The sequence below is a fragment of the Phyllobacterium zundukense genome (assembly GCF_002764115.1).
GTDB lineage: Bacteria > Pseudomonadota > Alphaproteobacteria > Rhizobiales > Rhizobiaceae > Phyllobacterium > Phyllobacterium zundukense.
The window spans coordinates 743945-765524 of sequence record NZ_CP017940.1 but is presented as its reverse complement, the minus strand read 5'-3'; the positions used below and the strand labels follow the sequence as shown (position 1 = coordinate 765524).

General features: G+C 55.9%; 21 protein-coding genes and 1 tRNA gene. 12 read left to right on the top strand and 10 right to left on the bottom strand.

Annotated features, from left to right (window positions below; all coding sequences use genetic code 11):
• The first annotated feature begins 180 nt into the window (after positions 1 to 180).
• The 5 genes from chpT to BLM14_RS03700 all read left to right on the top strand — a co-directional run bounded on the left by chpT (position 181) and on the right by BLM14_RS03700 (position 3165).
• Positions 181 to 810 (top strand): histidine phosphotransferase ChpT, encoded by a 630-nt coding sequence (chpT, locus tag BLM14_RS03720; RefSeq protein ID WP_099998144.1) that lies wholly within the window; start codon positions 181 to 183, stop codon positions 808 to 810.
• Between the two features lie 118 nt (positions 811 to 928).
• Positions 929 to 1297: a response regulator gene (locus BLM14_RS03715; protein WP_204251987.1), complete on the top strand. Its 369-nt coding sequence runs from the start codon at positions 929 to 931 to the stop codon at positions 1295 to 1297.
• A 132-nt stretch (positions 1298 to 1429) separates the two neighbouring features.
• On the top strand, positions 1430 to 2059 hold the full coding sequence (locus tag BLM14_RS03710) for a bleomycin resistance protein (protein WP_099998142.1): 630 nt from the start codon (positions 1430 to 1432) through the stop codon (positions 2057 to 2059).
• 6 nt (positions 2060 to 2065) lie between these two features.
• Positions 2066 to 2665, top strand: coding sequence for a YdeI/OmpD-associated family protein (locus BLM14_RS03705; protein ID WP_099998141.1), 600 nt, complete (start codon positions 2066 to 2068; stop codon positions 2663 to 2665).
• Between the two features lie 113 nt (positions 2666 to 2778).
• Positions 2779 to 3165, top strand: coding sequence for a cupin domain-containing protein (locus BLM14_RS03700; protein WP_099998140.1), 387 nt, complete (start codon positions 2779 to 2781; stop codon positions 3163 to 3165).
• 73 nt (positions 3166 to 3238) lie between these two features.
• Here the strand turns inward: BLM14_RS03700 and ctrA are convergent, their stop codons facing one another.
• Positions 3239 to 3940 (bottom strand): response regulator transcription factor CtrA, encoded by a 702-nt coding sequence (gene ctrA / locus BLM14_RS03695; protein ID WP_099998139.1) that lies wholly within the window; start codon positions 3938 to 3940, stop codon positions 3239 to 3241.
• Positions 3941 to 4430: 490 nt separating this feature from the next.
• On the opposite strand from ctrA, the gene BLM14_RS03690 reads away from it, so the two are divergent.
• Complete coding sequence (locus tag BLM14_RS03690) at positions 4431 to 4814, top strand: flagellar export protein FliJ (protein WP_099998138.1); 384 nt, start codon at positions 4431 to 4433, stop codon at positions 4812 to 4814.
• Between the two features lie 50 nt (positions 4815 to 4864).
• Here BLM14_RS03690 and BLM14_RS03685 read toward each other — a convergent pair whose 3' ends face one another.
• Together BLM14_RS03685 and BLM14_RS03680 are read right to left on the bottom strand one after the other, a co-directional pair.
• Positions 4865 to 5161: a GNAT family N-acetyltransferase gene (locus BLM14_RS03685; protein WP_099998137.1), complete on the bottom strand. Its 297-nt coding sequence runs from the start codon at positions 5159 to 5161 to the stop codon at positions 4865 to 4867.
• Positions 5162 to 5221: 60 nt separating this feature from the next.
• Positions 5222 to 7333, bottom strand: a complete 2112-nt coding sequence (locus tag BLM14_RS03680; protein ID WP_100001020.1) for a carboxy terminal-processing peptidase — start codon at positions 7331 to 7333, stop codon at positions 5222 to 5224.
• A 224-nt stretch (positions 7334 to 7557) separates the two neighbouring features.
• Here BLM14_RS03680 and BLM14_RS03675 point away from each other — a divergent pair, with 224 nt between their 5' ends.
• Both BLM14_RS03675 and BLM14_RS03670 read left to right on the top strand, forming a co-directional pair.
• Positions 7558 to 8019: a paraquat-inducible protein A gene (locus BLM14_RS03675; RefSeq protein WP_204251986.1), complete on the top strand. Its 462-nt coding sequence runs from the start codon at positions 7558 to 7560 to the stop codon at positions 8017 to 8019.
• A gap of 269 nt (positions 8020 to 8288) precedes the next feature.
• On the top strand, positions 8289 to 10808 hold the full coding sequence (locus tag BLM14_RS03670; protein WP_099998135.1) for an SUMF1/EgtB/PvdO family nonheme iron enzyme: 2520 nt from the start codon (positions 8289 to 8291) through the stop codon (positions 10806 to 10808).
• A gap of 75 nt (positions 10809 to 10883) precedes the next feature.
• Here BLM14_RS03670 and sciP read toward each other — a convergent pair whose 3' ends face one another.
• Positions 10884 to 11159, bottom strand: coding sequence for a CtrA inhibitor SciP (sciP, locus tag BLM14_RS03665; RefSeq protein WP_081816000.1), 276 nt, complete (start codon positions 11157 to 11159; stop codon positions 10884 to 10886).
• Between the two features lie 298 nt (positions 11160 to 11457).
• On the opposite strand from sciP, the gene mnmA reads away from it, so the two are divergent.
• Positions 11458 to 12645, top strand: coding sequence for a tRNA 2-thiouridine(34) synthase MnmA (mnmA, locus tag BLM14_RS03660; protein ID WP_204251985.1), 1188 nt, complete (start codon positions 11458 to 11460; stop codon positions 12643 to 12645).
• Positions 12646 to 12847: 202 nt separating this feature from the next.
• On the opposite strand, the gene BLM14_RS03655 is transcribed toward mnmA, so the two are convergent.
• Positions 12848 to 13966 carry a DegT/DnrJ/EryC1/StrS family aminotransferase gene (locus BLM14_RS03655; RefSeq protein ID WP_100001018.1) on the bottom strand — a complete coding sequence of 373 codons (1119 nt, stop codon included), beginning with the start codon at positions 13964 to 13966 and terminating at the stop codon, positions 12848 to 12850.
• A gap of 387 nt (positions 13967 to 14353) precedes the next feature.
• On the bottom strand, positions 14354 to 15313 hold the full coding sequence (locus BLM14_RS03650) for a Gfo/Idh/MocA family protein (protein WP_100001017.1): 960 nt from the start codon (positions 15311 to 15313) through the stop codon (positions 14354 to 14356).
• A gap of 418 nt (positions 15314 to 15731) precedes the next feature.
• Here BLM14_RS03650 and BLM14_RS03645 point away from each other — a divergent pair.
• Positions 15732 to 15808: transfer RNA gene (locus BLM14_RS03645), tRNA-Met, on the top strand.
• A 44-nt stretch (positions 15809 to 15852) separates the two neighbouring features.
• Here BLM14_RS03645 and BLM14_RS03640 read toward each other — a convergent pair.
• Positions 15853 to 17262, bottom strand: coding sequence for an adenylate/guanylate cyclase domain-containing protein (locus BLM14_RS03640; protein WP_099998134.1), 1410 nt, complete (start codon positions 17260 to 17262; stop codon positions 15853 to 15855).
• Positions 17263 to 17472: 210 nt separating this feature from the next.
• Between BLM14_RS03640 and BLM14_RS03635 the strand changes: the two genes are divergently transcribed.
• Positions 17473 to 17802 carry a hypothetical protein gene (locus BLM14_RS03635; RefSeq protein ID WP_099998133.1) on the top strand — a complete coding sequence of 110 codons (330 nt, stop codon included), beginning with the start codon at positions 17473 to 17475 and terminating at the stop codon, positions 17800 to 17802.
• 50 nt (positions 17803 to 17852) lie between these two features.
• Here BLM14_RS03635 and BLM14_RS03630 read toward each other — a convergent pair whose 3' ends face one another.
• Complete coding sequence (locus tag BLM14_RS03630; protein WP_099998132.1) at positions 17853 to 18263, bottom strand: DUF2147 domain-containing protein; 411 nt, start codon at positions 18261 to 18263, stop codon at positions 17853 to 17855.
• A 279-nt stretch (positions 18264 to 18542) separates the two neighbouring features.
• On the opposite strand from BLM14_RS03630, the gene BLM14_RS03625 reads away from it, so the two are divergent.
• Complete coding sequence (locus BLM14_RS03625; protein ID WP_237143450.1) at positions 18543 to 19556, top strand: GlxA family transcriptional regulator; 1014 nt, start codon at positions 18543 to 18545, stop codon at positions 19554 to 19556.
• 82 nt (positions 19557 to 19638) lie between these two features.
• Here the strand turns inward: BLM14_RS03625 and BLM14_RS03620 are convergent, their stop codons facing one another.
• Entirely contained in the window at positions 19639 to 20385 is a 747-nt protein-coding gene (locus BLM14_RS03620; protein WP_099998130.1) for an SDR family oxidoreductase, read from the bottom strand.
• A gap of 160 nt (positions 20386 to 20545) precedes the next feature.
• Complete coding sequence (locus tag BLM14_RS03615) at positions 20546 to 21463, bottom strand: AraC family transcriptional regulator (RefSeq protein ID WP_099998129.1); 918 nt, start codon at positions 21461 to 21463, stop codon at positions 20546 to 20548.
• Positions 21464 to 21580 lie beyond the last annotated feature (117 nt).

Below are 21580 nucleotides of genomic sequence, written 5' to 3'. Positions count from 1 at the left end.
GACTCGCAAAGATCGGCAAAAACATAAAGATTTCAGCATTTTCAAGCTTTCAGCATGACGTTCTTGCCGATCAGGATCAGGCTATGTATCCAAATGGACCAGAAATCAGAGTGATTCGCGTAACGAACTGATTCGCGGCAAGCTCAGTACCAACCCAGCCAATCTTCAGGAGATTCTCTTATGACATTGCCCGTAATTCTCTCGGCAACGGACCTCGGAGCGCTCCTCTCAAGTCGCATCTGCCACGACATCATCTCCCCGGTGGGCGCAATTAATAACGGGCTGGAGTTGCTGGAAGAAGGCGGGGCCGACGAAGATGCGATGAACCTCATCAAATCCAGCGCCCGCAGTGCCTCTGCCCGCCTGCAGTTCGCACGCATCGCCTTCGGCGCTGCCGGTTCTGCCGGCGTCCAGATCGACACCGGCGATGCGCAGAATGTCGCCAACGAATACATGAAGGGCGAGAAGGCGGAGTTCAGCTGGGCGGGAAACCGCGTCCTCCTGCCGAAGAACAAGGTCAAACTGCTCCTCAATCTCGTTCTGATTGCCAATGCTGCCCTGCCGCGCGGCGGCACATTGTCGGTTGTCCTCGAGACTCCTGAAACGCAACCGCGTTTCGTCCTGACGTCGCGCGGACCGATGTTGCGTGTGCCGCCGAAATTCCTTGAACTGCATAGCGGCAAGGTTCCAGAAGAGCCTATCGACGCACATGCCGTGCAACCTTATTATACGCTGCTACTGGCCCAGGAAGCAGACATGACGATCTCGATCCACGCCACGCCGGAAGAGATCGTTTTCACTGCCGCATAACATATCGGAAAAGTTGCGCTAAAATTTACCATCAACCTTGGGTATTTGTTCACCCAAGGACGTTAGTGTTTTGCCCGGAACAGCACAAACCGTCGTAGGGCGCGCAGGGGAGTTTCCATTGCTACGTTGCATGATCGTTGATGGATCGCCAGTGGTCAGGAAGGTTGCGCGCCGGATTATCGCCAGCGACACCACCTTCGTAACCACGGCTGACACCGGCTTTCAGACGATCGCCGCCTGCAGCGTCGAGATGCCCGATGTGATCATTCTCGATAGCGCCCTGTCTGATATGCCGGCCCCGGACATCATTACCCAGGTTCGCGCATTGCCGGGCGGCGAGAACAGCAAGATCTATCTGTGCTTGCCCGAGATCGATGTCACCAAGATCATGCGCGCCAAGCGTGCCGGTGCTGCCGGATATCTCCTGAAGCCTTTCAACCGGGCTTCGATTGCCGAGATCTTACCGCAGGTGCCAATGGCGGGTTGAGCGGTCACCGTTTCAGAATCTTGACACATCAGTCTGTGTGACAGTAGCGTAAGTCTGCTGCTGTAGGGCGCATCGGCTTTCGGCCGGAGGGGCAACGCCCGCCTACGACAACCTCGAACGTAGTGCGCGCCCATGCGGAATTTGGAGAACCTGAAGAAGCAAGCAAAGCTCTATCTGCGATGGCATCGCGATGGGTATTACCCGGTCGCAACGGAGATCAGGATGTTTCTGACCCGATTTCAAAGCCTGAGCGATGATCAGATTCTGGAACAGACCTTCCGGCTGAGTGATGCCCAGGAGCTTGTTGCCAGGAAAGCCGGTTTCGAAAATTGGGACGCGCTGAACAAAGGAATCCAGACCATGCCCGATTTAGCCGTTCCAGACGCATCGTACCCGTTTCTAGCCATCGCCGAGCCACAGCTTTTTGTCTCCGATATCAAGGCATCCTGTGACTTCTATCGTGTCGTGCTCGGCTTCGAGACCCGCTTCATCTATGGTGAACCGCCCTATTATTGCCAACTGGCTCGCGACGCCGTCCGGCTTAATCTCCGGCACGTGGACGGTCCTGTTTTTGATGCCGGCTTGAGGTCCAGACAACATTTGCTCTCTGCCACAATCGTGCTCGACGACGTCAAGGCTCTATACTTGGAATATCAGGAAAGAGGCGCGTTGTTTCACCAGACGTTGAAATCCGAGCCTTGGGGGGCGCGCACTTTCATTATCAAAGACCCCGACGGGAACCTCATTGCGTTTGCAGGCTGAACGAGAATGCCGGAAATCAAATCTGACCTTCCGATCATGTTGTTCTCGTCCGCTGCGCAGTTCGACGCGTGGCTGGCCGAACAGCCATTAACGTCCGAGGGCATTTGGCTCAAACTCGCGAAAAAAGGTTCCGGCATAGCCAGCGTCTCGCAGCCTGAAGCTGTCGAATGCGCCCTGTGCCACGGCTGGATCGACGGACAGCTCGACAAGTTCGACGAACATCACTGGCTCATCCGCTTTACGCCGCGAAAGCCGAAGAGCAAATGGTCTGAGAAAAATCGCACCAAGGCGCTGGAACTGATCAAACAAGAGCGAATGAGCAAGACTGGTCTTGCGGAGGTGGAACGGGCAAAGGCGGACGGCAGATGGGATGCCGCCTATGCACCGCAGAGCACCGCGACCGTTCCTGATGATCTCCAGCAAGCATTGAATGCCAATTTCGCAGCACGGGAGCTGTTCAACAGGCTGGATAGCACCAATCGCTATGCGATACTTCACCGCGTCCACACTGCGGCGCAGGCGACAACACGGGCCAGCCGCATCGAAAAGTTCGTGGCGATGCTGGCGAAGGGCGAGACGATCTATCCGCTGAAGCTCAAATCCTGAGCCCAAACGCCCACCAGTTCCGCTTGATACCACGCCCCTGATTTGCACGATCGTACAAGACCAGGCCGCAGGACGGGATTAAAATTCCGCGTGTTCAATCATCCGGAGGCATCATGCAGACGAACAAGGCCGCAAAAACCTACAGCGCGATCAATTTTTCCGACAAGTTCGGACTGTTCTCGGAACAATGGCTGCCGAAAGTCGTGGCTGAACTCAATGATTACCAATTCAAGATTGCACGGCTTGAAGGCGACTTTATCTGGCATGACCATCCGGATACCGACGAGGCGTTCATCGTCATCGACGGCGAGCTGCGCATTGATTTCAGGGACGGGTTCGTCCGCCTGAAGGCCGGTGAGATGTTCGTCGTCCCCAAAGGGGTCGAGCACAAGCCGTCCGCCGAAAGGGAAGTCAAGCTGATGCTGATCGAGCCGCGCGGCGTTCTCAATACAGGTCGTGAAGGCGGTGAGCGCACAGCACAGAACGACGTATGGATTTAACGGAAGAGCGCAACATGCACAAAAAGAAGGGCTCCGTCTAACGGAGCCCTTCTTTGTCGGCACTAGCAGGTGATCAGGCGATTTCGCGCATTTCCGTCGCATCCGGCTCGCGCAGCACGTAGCCGCGGCCCCAGACGGTTTCGATGTAGTTGATACCGTCCGATGCCGAATCGAGCTTCTTGCGCAACTTGCAGATGAAGACGTCGATGATTTTGAGTTCAGGCTCGTCCATGCCGCCATAGAGGTGGTTCAGGAACATTTCCTTGGTGAGCGTCGTGCCCTTGCGGAGCGAGAGGAGCTCCAGCATCTGGTATTCCTTGCCCGTCAGGTGAACGCGCTGACCGGCAACTTCCACCGTCTTGGCGTCGAGATTGACGATCAGGTCGCCAGTGGTGATGACCGACTGCGCATGGCCCTTCGAACGGCGCACGATCGCGTGGATACGGGCAACCAGTTCGTCCTTATGGAAAGGCTTGGTCATGTAGTCGTCGGCGCCGAAGCCGAGGCCACGAACCTTGTCCTCGATGCCAGCCATGCCGGAGAGGATGAGGATCGGGGTCTTCACCTTCGACAGGCGCAAGGTCCTCAGGACTTCATAACCGGACATGTCTGGCAGGTTGAGGTCGAGGAGGATGATATCGTAGTCGTAGAGTTTGCCGAGATCGACACCCTCTTCGCCCAGATCCGTCGTATAAACATTGAAGCTTTCCGACTTGAGCATCAACTCGATGCTCTGGGCCGTCGCACTGTCGTCTTCGATTAAAAGAACCCGCATATCATTCCCCTTTTCCCGCCGCTGAAATGGGTTGCCGTGCAATCCCGAAGTCAGGTCGCGAAACAAGCCGTTTCCATAACGTTAAGATTGCCACCGAATGGTTAACAAAATCTAATTCCGCTTTGCAAGTGCCTTTGACTCTTAAATTAAAGATTGCGGGCACTGCATTGATTCATAAGGTCAAGTCGCCGGCTTAAAACCATCAGACAAAGCTTCAGGTTAAGGGCCTAAGCGATTCATTCGACTCGATAAATTCTCTGCCTAAAAACTTCAGGTTTCGGTTTACCGAGCTTTAAGTCTTAAGGCGTATGATTAATGCTGAACGTAAAGGAATGGTTACCAGACGGGGCTGCCTTTAAGTTTTTGTTTCATTTTCTCGAAGTGATTCGGGTGAAATGATAGCCGGATGACCGCCCGCCAGGGTTTTGGCCCAGGGTTTGGAAACGTCAGTGTACCGGCTTTATGTAATGGCGTTGAGGGGGTAGTACCTATGAAGTCGCATGAAGGTTTGGTTCGGCTGAAGCTCTTTCAGGTCAAGGAAAAGCGCCGTCAACTCGGCCAACTCGATCTGATGATGGGTGAGTTCGAACGCATGGCCGCTGAATTGGACGCCCAGATCCAGTCCGAGGAAAAAAAGGCCAGCATCACCGACACTTCGCATTTCGCCTATCCGACATTCGCCAAGGCCGCGCGCCAACGCCGCGACAATCTGTTCGTTTCAATTCGCGACCTGAAGGCCCAGAAAGATGACGCCGAGGCGGCACTCACCGAATCGGAAGCGGAACTCGCCAAGGCCGAGGCGCTCGAACAGCGCGATGGCAAGCCGCGGGAGGAAGAAATCCCTGTCGCTGACAGGCGCGCGATGATCGGCTAGCCTGAGGCCTTTTGAGAATTCAGTCTGCTGGGTGAAGTTTCCGAACGATCTCAGCGTTGCTGGATCACATCGGCCCACTCCGCATGTCGAAGCGATTGGGCGCGCATGAAGGGGCACAGCGGGATGATCTTCCATCCCCCTGCCCGCGCATCTTCCACCGCATGCAGCGCCAGAGCCTGCCCGACACCCTGACCGCGTAAAGCATCGGGCACAGCGGTATGATCGATAATGATCAGATGCGGGCTCGCGCGCGAAAACGTCATTTCGGCTTCGTGCCCAGACACCACCGCCGTATAACGCCCGCCCTTTTCCGTCTCCTGCTTATCAATATTGATCTGACCTGCCATCGTTGTACCGTTTGTTTTTTGTAGTGCCAGGCTCACCCCCTGGCGCTGACTACCGTTGGATCAATTGTTCTTTGCCGACTGGACTTTCAGGAGGTCGGATTCGTCATTGAGGATATGCATCGTCTCCTCCAGAAGGACGTCTTTTGCGTCCTTCTGCGCCTTCTCGCTCGCGATATCTGCGCTCAAGCTCCGCTCGTTGGCCTGCAGTCCATCTTCCTGAAATACAAGATCTGCCGGTGACACGGAACCTTTGCCCTCAGCTGCCTCGCGCGCCTTCAGCCGCTTTACCTGACGATCTCTTTCAGTGCGCCTTTCGGTCTCGTTGAGAGAGATAACGCGCTTCTTGCGTAAGTCATTCAGCTCATTCACATCTTCCACGAGACCGCTAAAATCCTTGTCCTTATCGACGCGGGCCTGGTGGCGGCTTTGAAGTTCCGGCACCAACTGCTTGATATCACCAAGAGGCGAATAATCCGCCGGTTTAACCTGCAGCCACGGTAACGCATTGTCGTAGCTCGACTCCCCCAGCTTTTCGTCGTCCGCGAAGCCAGGCAAGCTGATATCGGGCGTCACCCCGCGAAGCTGCGTGGTGCCACCATTTATGCGGAAGAACTGCGCAACGGTCATCTTCAACTCACCGAATTCCGGCTTCGCATTGCGTGCTTCCTCATCGAGATCCACCACTGTTTGGACCGTGCCCTTGCCGAAACTCGGTTCGCCAACGATGACGCCCCGGCCGTAATCCTGTATGGCCGCGGCAAAAATCTCGGACGCAGAGGCCGATCCGCGATTGATGAGTACGGCAAGCGGACCTGTCCAGCGAGCCGTGGCGCGGGTATTGCCGTTTACCTTGATCTCGCCGTCGCCATTGCGCTGCTGCAGAACCGGTCCCTTGCCCACGAACAAGCCGGTCAGTTCGATGGCCTGCGGCAATGAACCACCGCCATTGTTGCGCAGATCGATGACGACGCCATCGACCTTATCTTTTTCCAGTTCATCCAACAGCTTGGCGACATCACGGCTTGCGCTTCGATAGTTCTTGTCACCGCGCCGTCGCGCTTCGAAATCTTCATAGAATGTAGGTAATGAAATCACGCCGATTTTGCGCGAGCTATCGCCATCCGTCACAATCTGCACGCTTTTCCTGGCGGCCTGCTTTTCCAGGTTGATCTTGTCCCGCACCAGCGTGACCGCCCGATGCTTGCCGTCGAGCCCGGCGTCCGTTGGCAATACATCCAGCCGGACCACCGTATCTTTCTCGCCGCGTATCAATTTCACAACTTCGTTCACACGTGTCCCGACGACATCCACGAATGCGCCGTCCTTGCCTTGCGCCACGCCAACAATCCTGTCGCCGACCGCAAGCTGGCCCGATAGCTGCGCCGGACCGCCCGGCACCAACTCCCGAATTGTCGTGTATTCGTCGCGCTCCTGGAGCACGGCGCCGATACCTACCAGTGAAAGCTTCATCGAAATGTCGAAGTCCGACGCTGCCGCGACACCAAAATAGTCCGTATGGGGTTCGATCGAGGTCGTGTAGGCATTCATGAATATCTGAAAGACATCGTTGCTCTTATACTTGTATGCCCGCTCCTGCGAGTTCGCATACCGCTTGCCAAGCGTCTCGCGTATGGTTGCATCCGCCGTGCCAGCCAATTTCAGGCGCAGCCAGTCGTTCTTCACGCGCTTGCGCCATAACTCCCGGCTTTCCGCTTCGGATTTCGGCCAAGGCTCCTTGTCGCGCATGACGACATATTCTTCGTTCTGACTGAAATCGAAGCCGTTCTTGAGCAATTCGCGGGCGTAACTCAGGCGCTCTACGACACGCTGCTCATACACATTGAAAATTGCAAACGGGATGCTGAGATCTTCGCTGTAAATGGCATCATCGATCTTGTCCTTGCTGGCCGTGAACTGATCGATATCGGACTGAAGGAAGAAGAAGCGTTCCGAGTCCAGTGCTTCGATGTACCGATCGATGATTTTGGCAGACAAGGCGTCGTCGAGCGGCACCTTCTTGTAGTGGTAATGCGTCAGCAACTGCGCACTCAGATGCGCGGCCTTCGCCTGCTCCTCCATCGGCGCCAGCACTGGCGGCGAGCCGGCCTCCAGCGCCTGAGCCGGGGAAACAAGGGCCAGGAAAACAAACAGCAAGCCGAATTTGGTGCGCATAAAGGGTTCAATCCAATGTTCTGTGTCGATCAAATCATCAAGAATTCAATATCCTCAATAACTGGCGGCAATAGGGCGGTGCTTTGTACTATGGAGATCATCCATAGTAAGCGTCAATCGGGTACAAGCGAATGTGATCGGTGTTCCTCACTATCGTTCGTCCTTGACGGGTACCAATCGTTTCCTTCATGCATACTCCAGATCAGCTTTGGTTCGGAATCAGCATGCCGGTAAGATTTTTCATTCCCATCTTTCTGTTCATTGCGACTTTCACCCTGGCGCTCGGGTTGACCATGCCCTTGATGAACATCAGCAAGCTGTATTTTTTCGACGAAAACCCCTCGCTCCTGGGTATCATTGGATCGCTCTGGGCCGGCGGTGACTGGCTTTTGACCGTGATCGTCACGCTGTTTTCCGTGATCCTGCCGATCACCAAACTGGCAGTTGCGCACCTGGCTGCAGCGCAGGTACCCGCTGCAGCACAGGTTCTTCACCGCTGGATCGGCATCCTGTCGAAATGGTCGATGCTGGACGTGCTGCTCGTCGCCCTGGTCATTTTTGGAGCCAAGACCAGCGGGCTCGCAACTGCGATCGCCCAGCCCGGCCTGTGGTTTTTCACCGCCTCGGCAATCTTGTCAGCAGTAGCAACACACTTCATCGTGCGTGAGGAAAAGTCTGCGACTTAAGTATTACTTCGCAACCCGCCGCCAATTTTCATAGAATTATTTTCTATCCTGCTGAATAACTAAATAATTACTTCGCGCGATCAGTCGCATTTTCGCTGTTAGTCTCCTCCTTAATTCAGAAAGACGGGAAAACCTGATCGAACAGGCTTTCTCTCATACTTTAAGCATTGCCGTTCAAGAATATTGCGGCAAAAAGAGGGAGTATTGCGTGCAGAAAGCATGATCGTCCACCAGCGAGACGACCAGCATCCCAATAATGCGGGCCGGCAATGACTGTTCGAAAGCGGCTCATCGGCGCAACCACCCTTGTGGTAATGCTGGCTTCAGTCCTGGCACTGCCGGTTGCTTCGAGAAGCGACGGCGCTGGCGAGGCAGAAAATCTGGCCCTTGGCTCGCAAACGCTCTGCGAGAATTACTCCGGACTGCCAGCAGGGTGGCCGGACAAGTTCAATGCCGGAATGGTTCACATTGCTGCAGGCGCCTTCGTCTTCGGCTCGACGCGTGGCTATCTGGATGAACGCCCGGCAAGCCACGAGAAAACGCAAATTCACAGCTTCTGGATCGACCAGACTGAAGTGACCAACGCTCAGTTCGCGGCTTTCGTACGCGCGACCGGCTACACCAGTGATGCAGAGCGCCAAGGCGGCGGTGCTGTCTTTCACACGCCGAGCGACAACGAAATGGTGCAGCGTGATCTTGCTTGGTGGACCTATGTCAAAGGCGCATCGTGGCGTCACCCTCTGGGGCCGGGTAGCACGATCGCGGGCAAAGTTAATCAACCAGTGACGCTGGTAACCCGGGCCGACGCGCTCGCGTTTGCGCATTGGCTAGGCCGCGATCTGCCCACTGAAGCTGAGTGGGAATATGCGGCGAAGGCTGGGCATGAGGGTGCTGATCTGGACGTCGCTCCGTACGACGATAAAGGCAAACCAGCAGCCAATTACTGGCAAGGACCTTTCCCCACATTCAACACCGCCGAGGACGGCCATGACGATCTCGCCCCCGTTGGTTGCTACGGCGCCAATGATTTCAAACTCTTCGACACGATCGGCAATGCCTGGGAATGGACAAAGGACATCTATACCGGTCCGCACCAGCCGCACACCAATGGCGACACGGCGGAAATCATGCCTGCCTCCCGCAAGCCGAACATCCGCGGCGAAATCGATACGCCCAATCTGGACGCGCTGGCAGCGCAAGGCCGCGTCCTGACCAATTTCCACACCGGCGCCAAGTGTCAGGTGACACGGTCACAACTGCTCACCGGCACTGAGCATCATCTTATCGGCCAAGGCACAATGGGGTCGAACCCCAATGATCCCCGTTTTGGCAAACCCGGCTATGAGAATTATCTCAATGACAGTGCGCTCACCTTTGTGCAGTTGCTCAATGATGCCGGCTACCACACTTACATGTCCGGTAAGTGGCAATTGGGAGGAACCTCCAGCAAGGGCGATGAAGGTGAGAGCCCGGGCGGCCGTAGACCACAAGGCTGGGGATTTGAACGTACGTTGATCCCGAGCGGCGGCTCACATGTGCATTATATCGACCCGAGCAACCAGACACCAGGTGCTGAGATTGAAGTCTTTTCGAAAGACGGCAAATATACAGCTGCCGACTATAGCGGCAAATCTCAATATTCCGCTGATCTGTTTACCCGCGAACTCATCCGCCAGATCGATCTCGATCACGGCGACAAGAAGCCTTTCTTCGCCTATCTCGCTTTCAACACGCCGCATGTGCCGATGGAAGCCCCGGATGCCGATCTGGAGAAATATAAGGGACGCTACAAGGAGGGTTTCAATGTCGTGCGGGAGAATCGCATCGACAAACAAAAGAAACTGGGAATTATTCCGCAAGATTTTACGCCTACATCGCTCGCCTCGAAATGGAAGGACCTATCACCAGTCCAGAAACAGGTTTTCGAGCGTCGTATGCAGGTCTATGCGGCGATGGTCGATAATCTCGATCAAAATGTCGGGCTTATCGTCCAGCATCTCAAGGAGATAGGCGAATATGACAATACGTTCATTGTATTTCAGTCCGACAATGGTGCGCCAGATAGCAATGACAAATTCGCCAACATTACTACGGAAGGGGACGATCTGACCCTCGTTATCACCAAGTTGGGTCGTCTGGGTATTGGTAAACTACCCGAATTTCGGCGCAGTCCCGAATGGGCTAGTGTCAGCAATACGCCATTCCGCGGCTTCAAGACTGAATTGTATGAAGGAGGCGTCAGCACGCCGGCGATTTTTGTGCTTCCAGGACAAAAGGAGAAATTGCCGGCGCTGCACGAATTCGCGCATGTGACCGATTTCGCCCCAACTGTACTGGAGCTTGCGGGCGTCACGCCACCAAGCGAGCAGGCACAACCGGACGTGGTTCACGTCGACGCCGGACAGGAGGGCAAGCTTAGCAAGGTGCTTTACCAGGGTAAGGCTGTCTATCCCGTTACGGGAACATCGCTGCTTGGCTGGCTGAAGGGAGAAAAAAACGGCGCAATCCATTCCGATCCCCAAGTCGACGAGTTTGACAGTCAGATCTATGTGAACAAGGGCGAATGGAAAGCACTTTGGCAACCTTTGATCATCAAGAAGGAGAAATCTACGGTAGAAGGATGGAAACTCTTCAATGTTGCCAGTGATCGAGGTGAAACCACCGCTCTGAATGCAAACCATCCTGAAACGCTTAAGGAGCTTATCGAAGCCTGGCAGGGCTATGCGACCCGCGTCGGGGTGGTTTCTTATGGTGATGTATGGCCGCCAAAAGCAGCGGACCTCAAATAACCGTATCGCGGCCAAACGCAAAACGAAAAAGGCCGGTCTCACGACCAGCCTTTTCCTCGCTCATTGCACCATCATCTAATGACGATATTGCTGTATCCGGGTCGTTCGAAGGCCAGCCAGCCCGTGATCGGAGATCGAGGACTGCCAGGACAGGAACTCTTCCACCGTCAAAGTATAGCGTTGGCAAGCCTCCTCAAGACTAAGAAGACCACCGCGCACAGCGGCAACCACCTCAGCCTTGCGGCGAATAACCCAACGCCGCGTATTCGCGGGTGGAAGATCGGCGATGGTCAGTGGGCTGCCATCCGGGCCGATTACATATTTTACTCTCGGTCGAACAAGATCGGTCATTGTACTCTCTACACTAAACTTCAAGACCTATCGGAGCTGACATTACATACAGGGCTTTAATAATTGCCTAAACCGTCGGTCATTCTCTGGTAACTTCGGTTAATAGATCGGCGGTATTTTCGTTAAACTTTGGTCTAACTCCCGGAAATTCGGCATTTCCGCACTGAAGGCCGCCGTTCCCGCCCATCAAGAAAAATGCGCTGCCTGTGACTTCCTGTTGGCAAGATCGGGTCAATAACCTATATAGGGCCGACAACAGCAGTGCGCCTTTATGCCGCTGCAAGAACCGGATCCGCTTATGACACTGAATAATCTCGATCTGCCGGGAAAGCCGGAAGACACCCGTATCGTCGTTGCCATGTCTGGCGGCGTGGATTCTTCTGTCGTGGCCGGCATCCTCAAACGCCAGGGCTATGATGTCGTCGGCGTGACCCTGCAGCTCTACGATCATGGCGCATCGACCCATCGCGCCGGGTCCTGCTGCGCCGGTCAGGACATCGAGGACGCGCGCCGCGTTTCCGAGCGTCTTGGCATTCCGCACTATGTCCTCGACTATGAAGCACGTTTCCGCGAAGCCGTGATCGATCCGTTCGCTGCGAGCTATGTCAGCGGCGAGACGCCGATTCCCTGCGTCTCATGCAATCAGACCGTCAAGTTCGCCGACCTCCTGCAGACCGCCCGCGATCTTGGCGCCGATGCACTGGCGACAGGCCATTATATTCGCAGCCATGCCAATGGTGCGCATCGCGCCCTCTTCCGCCCCGTCGATACCGACAAGGACCAGAGCTATTTCCTCTTTGCCACGACGCAGGAGCAGATCGACTACCTGCGCTTCCCGCTCGGCGGACTAACCAAGCCGGAAACCCGCGCCATTGCCGAAGAACTTGGTCTCACCGTTGCCAACAAGCAGGACAGCCAGGACATCTGCTTCGTGCCGCAGGGCAAATATTCGGACATTATCTCCAAACTGAAGCCGGAGGCTGCCAATCCCGGCGATATCGTCCACATCGACGGGCGGGTGCTCGGCCGCCATGAAGGCATCGTCCATTATACAATCGGCCAGCGCCGCGGCATTGGCGTCGCCACTGGCGACCCGCTCTATGTCATCCATCTCGATGCGAAGAATGCACGTGTCATTGTCGGCCCGCGCGAAGCGCTCGAAACCCGTAAGGTGTACCTGCGCAACGTCAACTGGCTGGGCGATGATGCTTTGGAAAGTATCCCGCAGGGCGGCGTCGAAGTTTACGCCAAGGTCCGCTCGACCCGCCCGCCTCGTCCGGCTGTCCTGCATCATGAGGGTGGGGAAACGTGGGTGGAACTGGTCGACGGCGAAAGCGGCATCGCACCGGGGCAGGCCTGCGTTCTCTATTCGGACGACAGCAATACCGCCCGCGTCTTCGGCGGCGGCTTCATTGGCCGTTCGGAACGCGCCCCACAGGCGGAAGCCATGCTCAAGCGCCTGGCACAGCAGGGTCAGCACGCCTAGCGTGCGCCTTATCTCTCCCCGCTGTGGGAGAGAAAGGATTTTCTAAGGATTTAGCCTCTTTGCTAAATCCTTAGAAAATCCAAGAGAGGGGAACGTACTGATTGCAAATCCCCTCTCTGGCGATTTCTAGCACTTGGCAAGGGCTAAGATGCAGAAATCGCGTCCTCCCCCACAAGGGGGAGATAGTCGGCATCAACGCCGCTTATTCTCCATGAAAATCCCGGATCGTGCCGATGATCCGATCCTGATCGGCTTCGCTCAAGTATGGATGCATTGGCAGGCAAAGAATGTTCTTCGGCAAGGTCTCCGAAACCGGCAGACCGCCCGGCGCACGCATGTAACGCTCATACGCCACCTGCAGATGCAGCGGCTTCACATAATAGATCACCGACGGAATACCGTTGGCATGCAGATGCGCCTTGAGTGCATCGCGGTTCTTTGTCTCGATCGCATACTGCGCCCAGGCCGAACGCGAGCCTTCCGGCATATAGGCCACCTTGACCACATCCTTCAGCCCGTTGGCATAACGCTTCGCCACAACCTGCCGCGCCTCCATCTCATCTTCGAGAATGGCGAGCTTTTCGATCAGGATTGCCGCCTGGATCGTGTCGAGGCGTGAATTCAGCCCAATGCGCACATTGTCATACTGCGTCTCGCCCTTGCCGTGGAACAGCACGGAACGCAGCACCTCCGCCAGCGCACCATCATTGGTGAACATCGCACCGCCATCGCCGTAGCAGCCGAGCGGCTTGGCCGGATAGAAGCTGGTCGCTGCCACGTCGCCAAAGGCGCCGCACATGGCATTGTCGCGCTTGCCGCCGATCGACTGCGCCGCATCCTCGATCACGAACAGGCCTTCCCGCGCTGCAATGGCGGAAAGGGAAGTGTAGTTGGCAGCGAGGCCAAACAGATCAACGGGGATGATCGCCTTTGGCTGCAACCGGCCCTCGGCGCGCACGGCGGCAATCGCTGCCTCAAGCTGCTCCACATTGATATTGTAGGTATCGGGATCGACATCGATGAAAACCGGCTCGGCACCGGCAAGCGCCACCACTTCGGCCGTCGCGGCAAAGGTGAAGCTCGGGCAGAACACCGCATCCCCCGGGCCAATCCCCTTCGCCATCAAGGGCATCAGCAGCGCATCGGTACCGTTGGCGCAGGCAATCACATGCTCGACGCCGACATAATCGGCCAGGCGTTTTTCGAATTCGGCAACTTCCGGTCCGAGAATATATTTGCCTTCACGCACAACTTTAGCGATCGCCGCATCGAGTTTGCCGTTAATCCGTTCACGCTGTGCGCCGAGATCGATGAACTGCATCATTGCTCCAATATCAAATGTCTCCCGCGAACCATCGCGGGCAAGGGTCATGGCAACTCTTTAAAAGGGCAGATCGAGGTCTGCCAGAGGTTGCCGTTCAAAGTTTGCCTCTTCCTGTAACAAGCCGTGGCCTTGTAACAACGCTCGGGATGAAGGGCAATCCATGGGGTATACGTTTGATATTATGCGACGGCGGCGCTCCCTTATCTCTCCCCTTGTGGAGAGAAAGCGATTTCAGCACCTTAGCCCTTGCTAAGTGCTAGAAATCGCAAGAGAGGGGATCCAGCCCTGAGAAACACCCTCTCTCTTGGATTTTCTAAGGATTTAGCAAAGAGGCTAAATCCAAAAAATCCGTTCTCCCCACAAGGGGGGAGATAAGCGGCAGCGTTACCCTTTATTATGCGCCACAGTTCCTGCCGTCAAAATCCGCAAGACCCGGATCGCCTCTTCGCCATCGGTGCGCGGCTGGTTGCGCGTCTCGATGCTCTCGATAAAATTCTGGCATTCGCGGGTCAGCGGCATGCCCTGCGCGATCTTGATATAGGTCGGCTCTTCCGTGGTCGAAGCCCACTGGCCATTGTCCTGCCAGATCGAATGCTTGTAGACGGCGAGCTTCTTCTCCCATGGCTCCATGTCGTCGAATACGGCCATGGCCTTGGTACCGACCACGGTCAGGCGGCGCTCGCGATAGGGGTTGAGCCGCGACGCAAAGAGGTGGCCGCGCACATTGCCCGGAAAGCGCAGATGCAGATGCGCGAAATCGCTCAAATGATCGAGCACAGCCGCGCCCTCGCCGCGCACTTCCAGCGGCTCCGTCCCGGTAATGGCGAGGATCATCGACAGGTCATGCGGGGCAAGATCCCACAGCGCATCGTTTTCCGTATGGAATTTGCCGAGGCCGAGGCGGTGCGAGTGGATATAGCGCACCTTGCCGAGATGCCCGGCCTTGATCAGTTCCAGCAGTTTCTCGAAGGCCGTATGGAAACGCAGCACATGGCCCACCATGAAGATGCGGCCATTGTCGTGCGCAGCCTTCACGGCGGCTTCCGCATCGGGCACCGTCAGGGCGATCGGCTTTTCGACCAGCACGTCCTTGCCATTGGTCACGGCCTTGATCGCTGCTTCCGCATGGAATTGCGGCGGCAGCGCCATGACGATGGCATCGACGTCGGGATGGGTGAAAAGATCGTCCACTTCGATATGCAGAACCCCCTGCTCGGCGGCAAAGCCTGCAGCACGATCACTGTTCTGATCGGAGACGGCATAAAGAGCACCGAGGCTCTTCAACGTACGGATATGATTACTGCCCCAGTAGCCGCAACCCAGCACTGCAATCCGTGGAGCCATCTTGATCGCCTTGTTCATGTCGGCATCCAATATCTGGAGCACGAAACGAACACAAGTCTTGGATGTGAGCAATTGCGCAGCAGGCTGGCAAAATCATTATGCGTGGTTCGACAAGCTCACCATGAGGGGAATTGGTGGGCTGCAGCGACAATCAGAAACATTGCAGAATTTGACTCCCTGGAAACAACCATGTCCCTCATGGTGAACTTCATCATGGTGAGCCTGCCGAGCTACGAACCACGCACAACCAGACTGCGGCCCAATATGACCGTTTGGTCGTTCATCTGCGATTGCTCCACAAGATTGCTTGACAGGCTTGTGCTCCCCACATATATCCCGCCCCGTCCCTGTCAATTGACAGCGCGTCCCTCCGGTCTCCTTTGCAGGCAAACCATTTACGGGTCGCGATGACATATGGGGCGAAGTAGCTCAGTAGGTTAGAGCAGAGGAATCATAATCCTTGTGTCGGGGGTTCGAATCCCTCCTTCGCTACCATTTTCTTTTCCCCCATTCTTACGAGCAGCAAATGTTTCAGGTGCTCACGGAATCGTAAAAATGCTGATCTGGTCCGTAATGCCGCGAAGCATGACGTTGTGCGACATGGGCTTCACGCCGCGCTCGGCCAGGAGGCCGCTGGCGCGGGGATCGTCAAGCACGGAACCGGTGGCGAAGATCTCGTGCGACGTGGCAAGGTTCTGCACGCGCGAGGCAATGTTCACGGTCTGCCCGAAATAATCCTGCCTTTCGTTCAGGCTCACGGCGATGCACGGCCCCTCGTGGATGCCAATTTTCAGCAGGAGGTCCTCATTGCCGCGTTCATTGTTCAGCTTCTGCATGGCATCACGCATCCGCATCGCCGCCACGACGGCCCGGTCGGGGGTTGGAAAGGTGGCCATCACGGCGTCGCCGATCGTCTTGACGACAGCACCCGCCTCTGCACCCACGATCTCATTGAGGATGCCGAAATGCGTCTTCACCAGATCGAATGCCGCAAGGTCACCGACCCGCTCATACAGCGCGGTCGAGCCGCGCAGATCGGTAAAAAGGAACGTAAGACTCGTGATCTTCAGCCGCTGGTCCACATCGATCGTGTCGGCGCGATAGATGTCGCGAAATGTCTGGTTGGAGAGCAGGCGTTTGGCGGTGAGGAAGGGACGGCGGCGGCCGAGCAGCGAGTGAAGCGCATCATTGGCTATGCACACCGACGGCAATACGCGGACTTCCGTGTGATTCTCCACCGAGATACGGAATGGACCAGGCCGCAATTCGAGGGTCTCGTGGTGCCGGTGCGCGCGGTCGAACACGAGCGAGAGGCTCTGTCGCTCCCTGGTTGGCTCGCCGTTCAGGTCCAGGAATTGCGCGGCGTGGGTTACCGGTTCAAAGATGATGACGAACGCTGGCGGCAACTGCAGCGAGATCACGGCCTTCTCTCCAGGCGGCAGCTCAAGTGACTCCAGCACGAACTCGTCGACCTTCGCCTCATAATCCTCCTCGGGCAGGTCCACGCCCGAACCCCAATAGACCTGACGGAAATACTCCAGGGGGGGCAGCATGTGCGGATTGTGGGCCTCGATACGGCGCACGCGCGGGCTCACCGTAAAGGTTACCTCGACCATCTCGTCGAGCGTCGGCTCGTAGCCGGCGGCGCAGAGCGCGCAGGTATATTCTTCGCTCTGCACGGTCTTCAGCGAGGTATTGGCATCAAGCACCCCGCCACAACCAGGGCAAAGCACGTTCCACGACATGTCAAACAGGCCAAGATGCGATGCCTGCAAAAAGCCGTTGATCGTCTGTTCTTCATCGAGGCCTTCCGCGGCGGCGAATGCCAGTACATTGACGCGGCTGAGCTTGCGGTCCGGTGCGTCGCGAACGAGCCGCTCGATGGCATTGACGATGTCCGGCGGCGCCGACTGGCGCAGCATCCCGAATAAAGGCTGTGCTTCACTCATACTCACCCTTTTATACCGAATTTGGTGAGCTTGCCATGTGTCACGCAACGAATACTATGATCCGCGCAGGCTGCCGCAGCTTTGGGACGCGTCAAGCAAACGGCACACATTGCCCAACGCGACCTTCAGTTCACTCGTATGAACCGATTGGAAATACTTTATGGATATACATGAGGCAGGCAAACTGAGTTCGCATTTTGTGAGAACGCTATGAGATTCTACATTGCCACCATGATCGCCACTGGTTCGCTGATCGGCACGGCGCAGGCTGACCAGAACCTGGACAAGTACCGCAAGTGCTGGGCGGAGGCTTCGTCCACGGTGATCCACGCCAACGGCGTTTCGGGGCGAACCCTCTCATACGCCGCCTTTATCGCCGACTCCCAGTGCCGCCCGGAAAAGGCGCAGGCCATGGCGACAAACAGCCTGCCTGACGTCAATTGGGTCACCGAACAGTTGGTAGTGAAGCTCCACAACGCCAATCAGGCGGAGGAAACGGCAGTGCAGGACATCGCCGCGACGGAGCCTGAACAGAATTGATCCTGTTGATAGCTTAATGATGGATGCTGGCGACGCGTATGCTTTTCCTGCTATTCACGTCGCCAGACTGAAGCCTTGCAGATAAGGCCTCCCAGCACGCAGCCTGATAGTTCAACGCTTTGATCGGAAAATTTTGCCTTGCCTGAATAGGTTTTGCCACTTTCGGTATCATAGAGCGTACCGGCGTAGTTTCCTTCGCCAGTTGGCTTCAGAGTGACTGCCTGAAGGCCAACCACAGAACGGTCGCGTTTGGAAACATCGGGATTGTTGACGTCGTTGACCGGTTGCTTCATCCATACAACCGTTCCGCAAAGCCCGGCGTCACACTCGCTCAACCGCACCTTTGTGCGGCCGGATTCATTGACATAAGTTCCGGAAATGTCCTGTGTCTGCGCAAGGGCTGTGGTCGTCAGCGTTGCCGCCAGAAGAAGAGAGAAAATAACTTTTTGAGTACTGAACAATTAATGACTCCGGTTCATCAGGGATTGTGCAATCCGCACGCCAACGCGCGCGTTTGATTGCAATTTGAAAGAATTGATACAGTCAGAATTGGTCGAGATTGGGTGCAAAATGCGGAAATAATCGTTAATCCACTAAATTTTGCCGCTGGAAACGAAATCCTGGCGCAAACTACTCCGGATTGCCCATACCATGGTAATTGAGTCAGCAGATTTGATTGGCTGTACCATGATAGACTGATGCAGCAATCAACCGTAATTCCCCATTCGCGAGGTGACGCCATGAGCGTTGGCAATCCGGCAAAGAAAGTACGCTTCGGCATAATCCTGCTGCCGCAGTTTACGCTGTCCGCGCTGAGCCTGTTTCTCGATTGTCTACGACTTGCGGCGGATGAAAAGGATCAGAGCAGACAGATCAGGTGCAAGTGGGAGATAACCACGCTTTCGGGCACAAGCGTACAATCGAGCACCGGAATGTTCGTCGAACCGACGGCGGATCTGAGTTCCGTTCTGGAGTGTGATTACGTCGTGGTCGTCGGAGGCCTGATCAGTCCTCAGAAGAAAGCGCCGGAAACGCTCCTTGCGGTGCTTCGAAAAATCAACAGGACGCCAATACGCCTGATCGGGCTGTGCACAGGCAGTTTTGCTCTCGCAGAAGCCAACGTCCTGCCAGAGCATCAGTGTTGTGTCAGCGGGCTTCATACGGAAGAGTTTGGCGAAGAGTTCAGCGAGTTCTCCGCAGATTCGGTCAGTCTTTATCGCGCCAATGGCAGGCACTACACCTGTGCGGGAGGCATGGGTTCAGCCTATCTTGCCCTTGAGATCATTGCTGCAGAGTTTGGCGATGAACTTGCCCGAAAATGCGCATCGATCCTGATGATCCCTTTCGAACGCCGAACCAATGAGCAGCCGGCGCTCATCTACTCAGGGGTCTCAAACAGGGTAATCAAGCAGGCGCTCCGGCTGTTTGAAAAAACCATGGAAGATCCAATCAGCATGAGTGAGGTATCCCGGCTGATCGGAACAACGCGCAGGCAGATGGAAAGAATTTTCCGCGAGGAGCTTGGAAAATCACCATTGCGGGTGCGCGACCAGTTCAGGGTTCTCAAGGCAAAACAGTTGCTCCTGGAAACGGATTTGAACTTCACCCAAATTGCCGTCGCCTGCGGACTTCTAGGGACCAAAACTCTTAACCGGGCATTTATTCGCGAAGGCGAACCATTGCCAAGGATACTTCGGGCTAGCCGTTCCCAGCTCGGCGACCCAGCGTTTCGTGATCAACGCCACGCACAGTAACAGGCGTGACTAACTCCTGCTCCTGCTCTTGCCGGGACAAACCTCTCCGGCTGGGTGCCGGAGAGGTTTGTATATCGAGGTGCTACCAAGCCTGCTGTGTCGGCAGAACGAAAAGCTCGGCGACGTTCACGTGCTTGGGGGCATTGAGGGCGAAAAGAATCGTATCGGCTATGTCGGCTGCCTTCAGGAATTCCATCTGGCCCTTGAGCTCTTCCATTTGGTCCGCATAGTCCCTGTCGGAGATATGTTCGAAGAGTTCCGACTCGACGGCGCCCGGCTGAATACAGGTCACACGGATATTGTGCTTGGGCGCCAGCTCCATGCGCAAACCATCGCTGAATGCGGCCACTGCGTGCTTGGTGGCGCAGTAGACCGATAGGCCCTTGAACACCTTGCGGCCGGCAATGGACGATGTGTTGATGATGTGGCCGGAGGCCTGCCTTGTCATGTAGGGCAGGACAGCTGCCGTCGTATTCAGCAACCCCTTGATGTTCACGTCGACCATACGATGCCATTCACTGGTCTTCAGGCTTTCAACATCGGAGATTGGCATCAGGCCTGCATTGTTGAATACGATGTCGATGGTGCCGAATTCCGTTGCCAGTTTTTCAACGCCTGCTGCGACGGATGCTTCATCGACCACATCCATTTCAATGGCGATGGCTTCGCCGCCCATGGCACGGATCTGATTTTGCAGGTCCGTCAGGCGATCGATACGCCGCGCGGCCAAACCGACCTTGACGCCGTTTTCCGCCAGCTTGAGCGCAGTTGCTGCGCCGATACCGCTGGATGCCCCGGTTACAAGCGCGACTTTTCCTTTGATAGTCATGATGGTTTCCTTCGTGGTTGTGCCACGCCCGGCGTTTGCCGTGGGATGTGGCTTGCTATTGACGAGCCCACATTAGGAAGATCAGCATGTGCCATCGCTCGGGGCCTTGCTCGAACTGTCGGACTTTTGCTCAAATATGCATTGAGAAAACCGGTGCCTGCTAACCGCGGTACTCCGTCGGTGTCACCCCCACTGCGCGACGGAACACCTGCGCGAAATGGCTCGGACTGGAATATCCGACATCGAGTCCGATATCGATCACGCTGCGGTCCGTTTCACGCAGCAGACGTTGGGCCTCCTGGACGCGAAGCTGGATGAAATATTGTGAAGGCGAAAAACTTGTCGCCTTCTTGAACAGACGGCTGAAGTGGGAAACGCTCATATCGGCCTCTTGCGCCAGCTGGCTGAGACTGAATTCCTGGTCCAATTGAGTCGTCATACGTTCGGTGACCCGGCGCAGTTTGAAGGCGGGAAGCGCGTTGCGACGGCTGGTACGCGTCTTGTCCAACACCGCATAATTGCGGACAAGATGCACCGCCAGGCTTTGAGCGATGCCTTGAACGAACAGTGGACTTGGATCGTACCCGGATGTCAGTTCTACGCGAAATTGTTCCAGCAGGAGCGAAAGAATGCGGTCTTGCTCTCCGGAAATATCGCGAATGCGGACCATAGCAGTCGAAACACCAAAGGTCTCGGCAGCGGCCTGTTCAAAAATCGGCAAACCCAGATAAAGGTGCATCACCTCGAACCGCTCTGGTCCCGTAACCTGCCAGCGCATCTCATAGGGTGTGTCCGAATTGGTCAGGAAGAAATCGCCGACCTTTACTTGGTTGGAGATCCAGGTGCCGCCGAGTTCGCGTTCCTCGATGATGGCGGATCCGGACAAAATCCAGACAATCAGCGGCTCAGCCACAGCCGGCACGATCAGGCTCGCTTCCACGTGTTGGTGGGAGAGAATATGGACGAGAACATCTCGCCAGGCGTGGCCACTGCTGCCGGTAAGCAATCTGCCGTGGATATGCCGCCTCAGATTTTCTGCAGACGTCCGTTCCGGGATCAGGATATTGCCTCCAGGCATTAACTGATCTTGAAGATCACTTGAAGATTTTTAGTTTGTCGCCATTGGCCTTTGGCTGTCAACGAGCAATGAACTGTGGAGCCGGTCTGAAATCCTATGGAGCGGCCTACGAAGCCA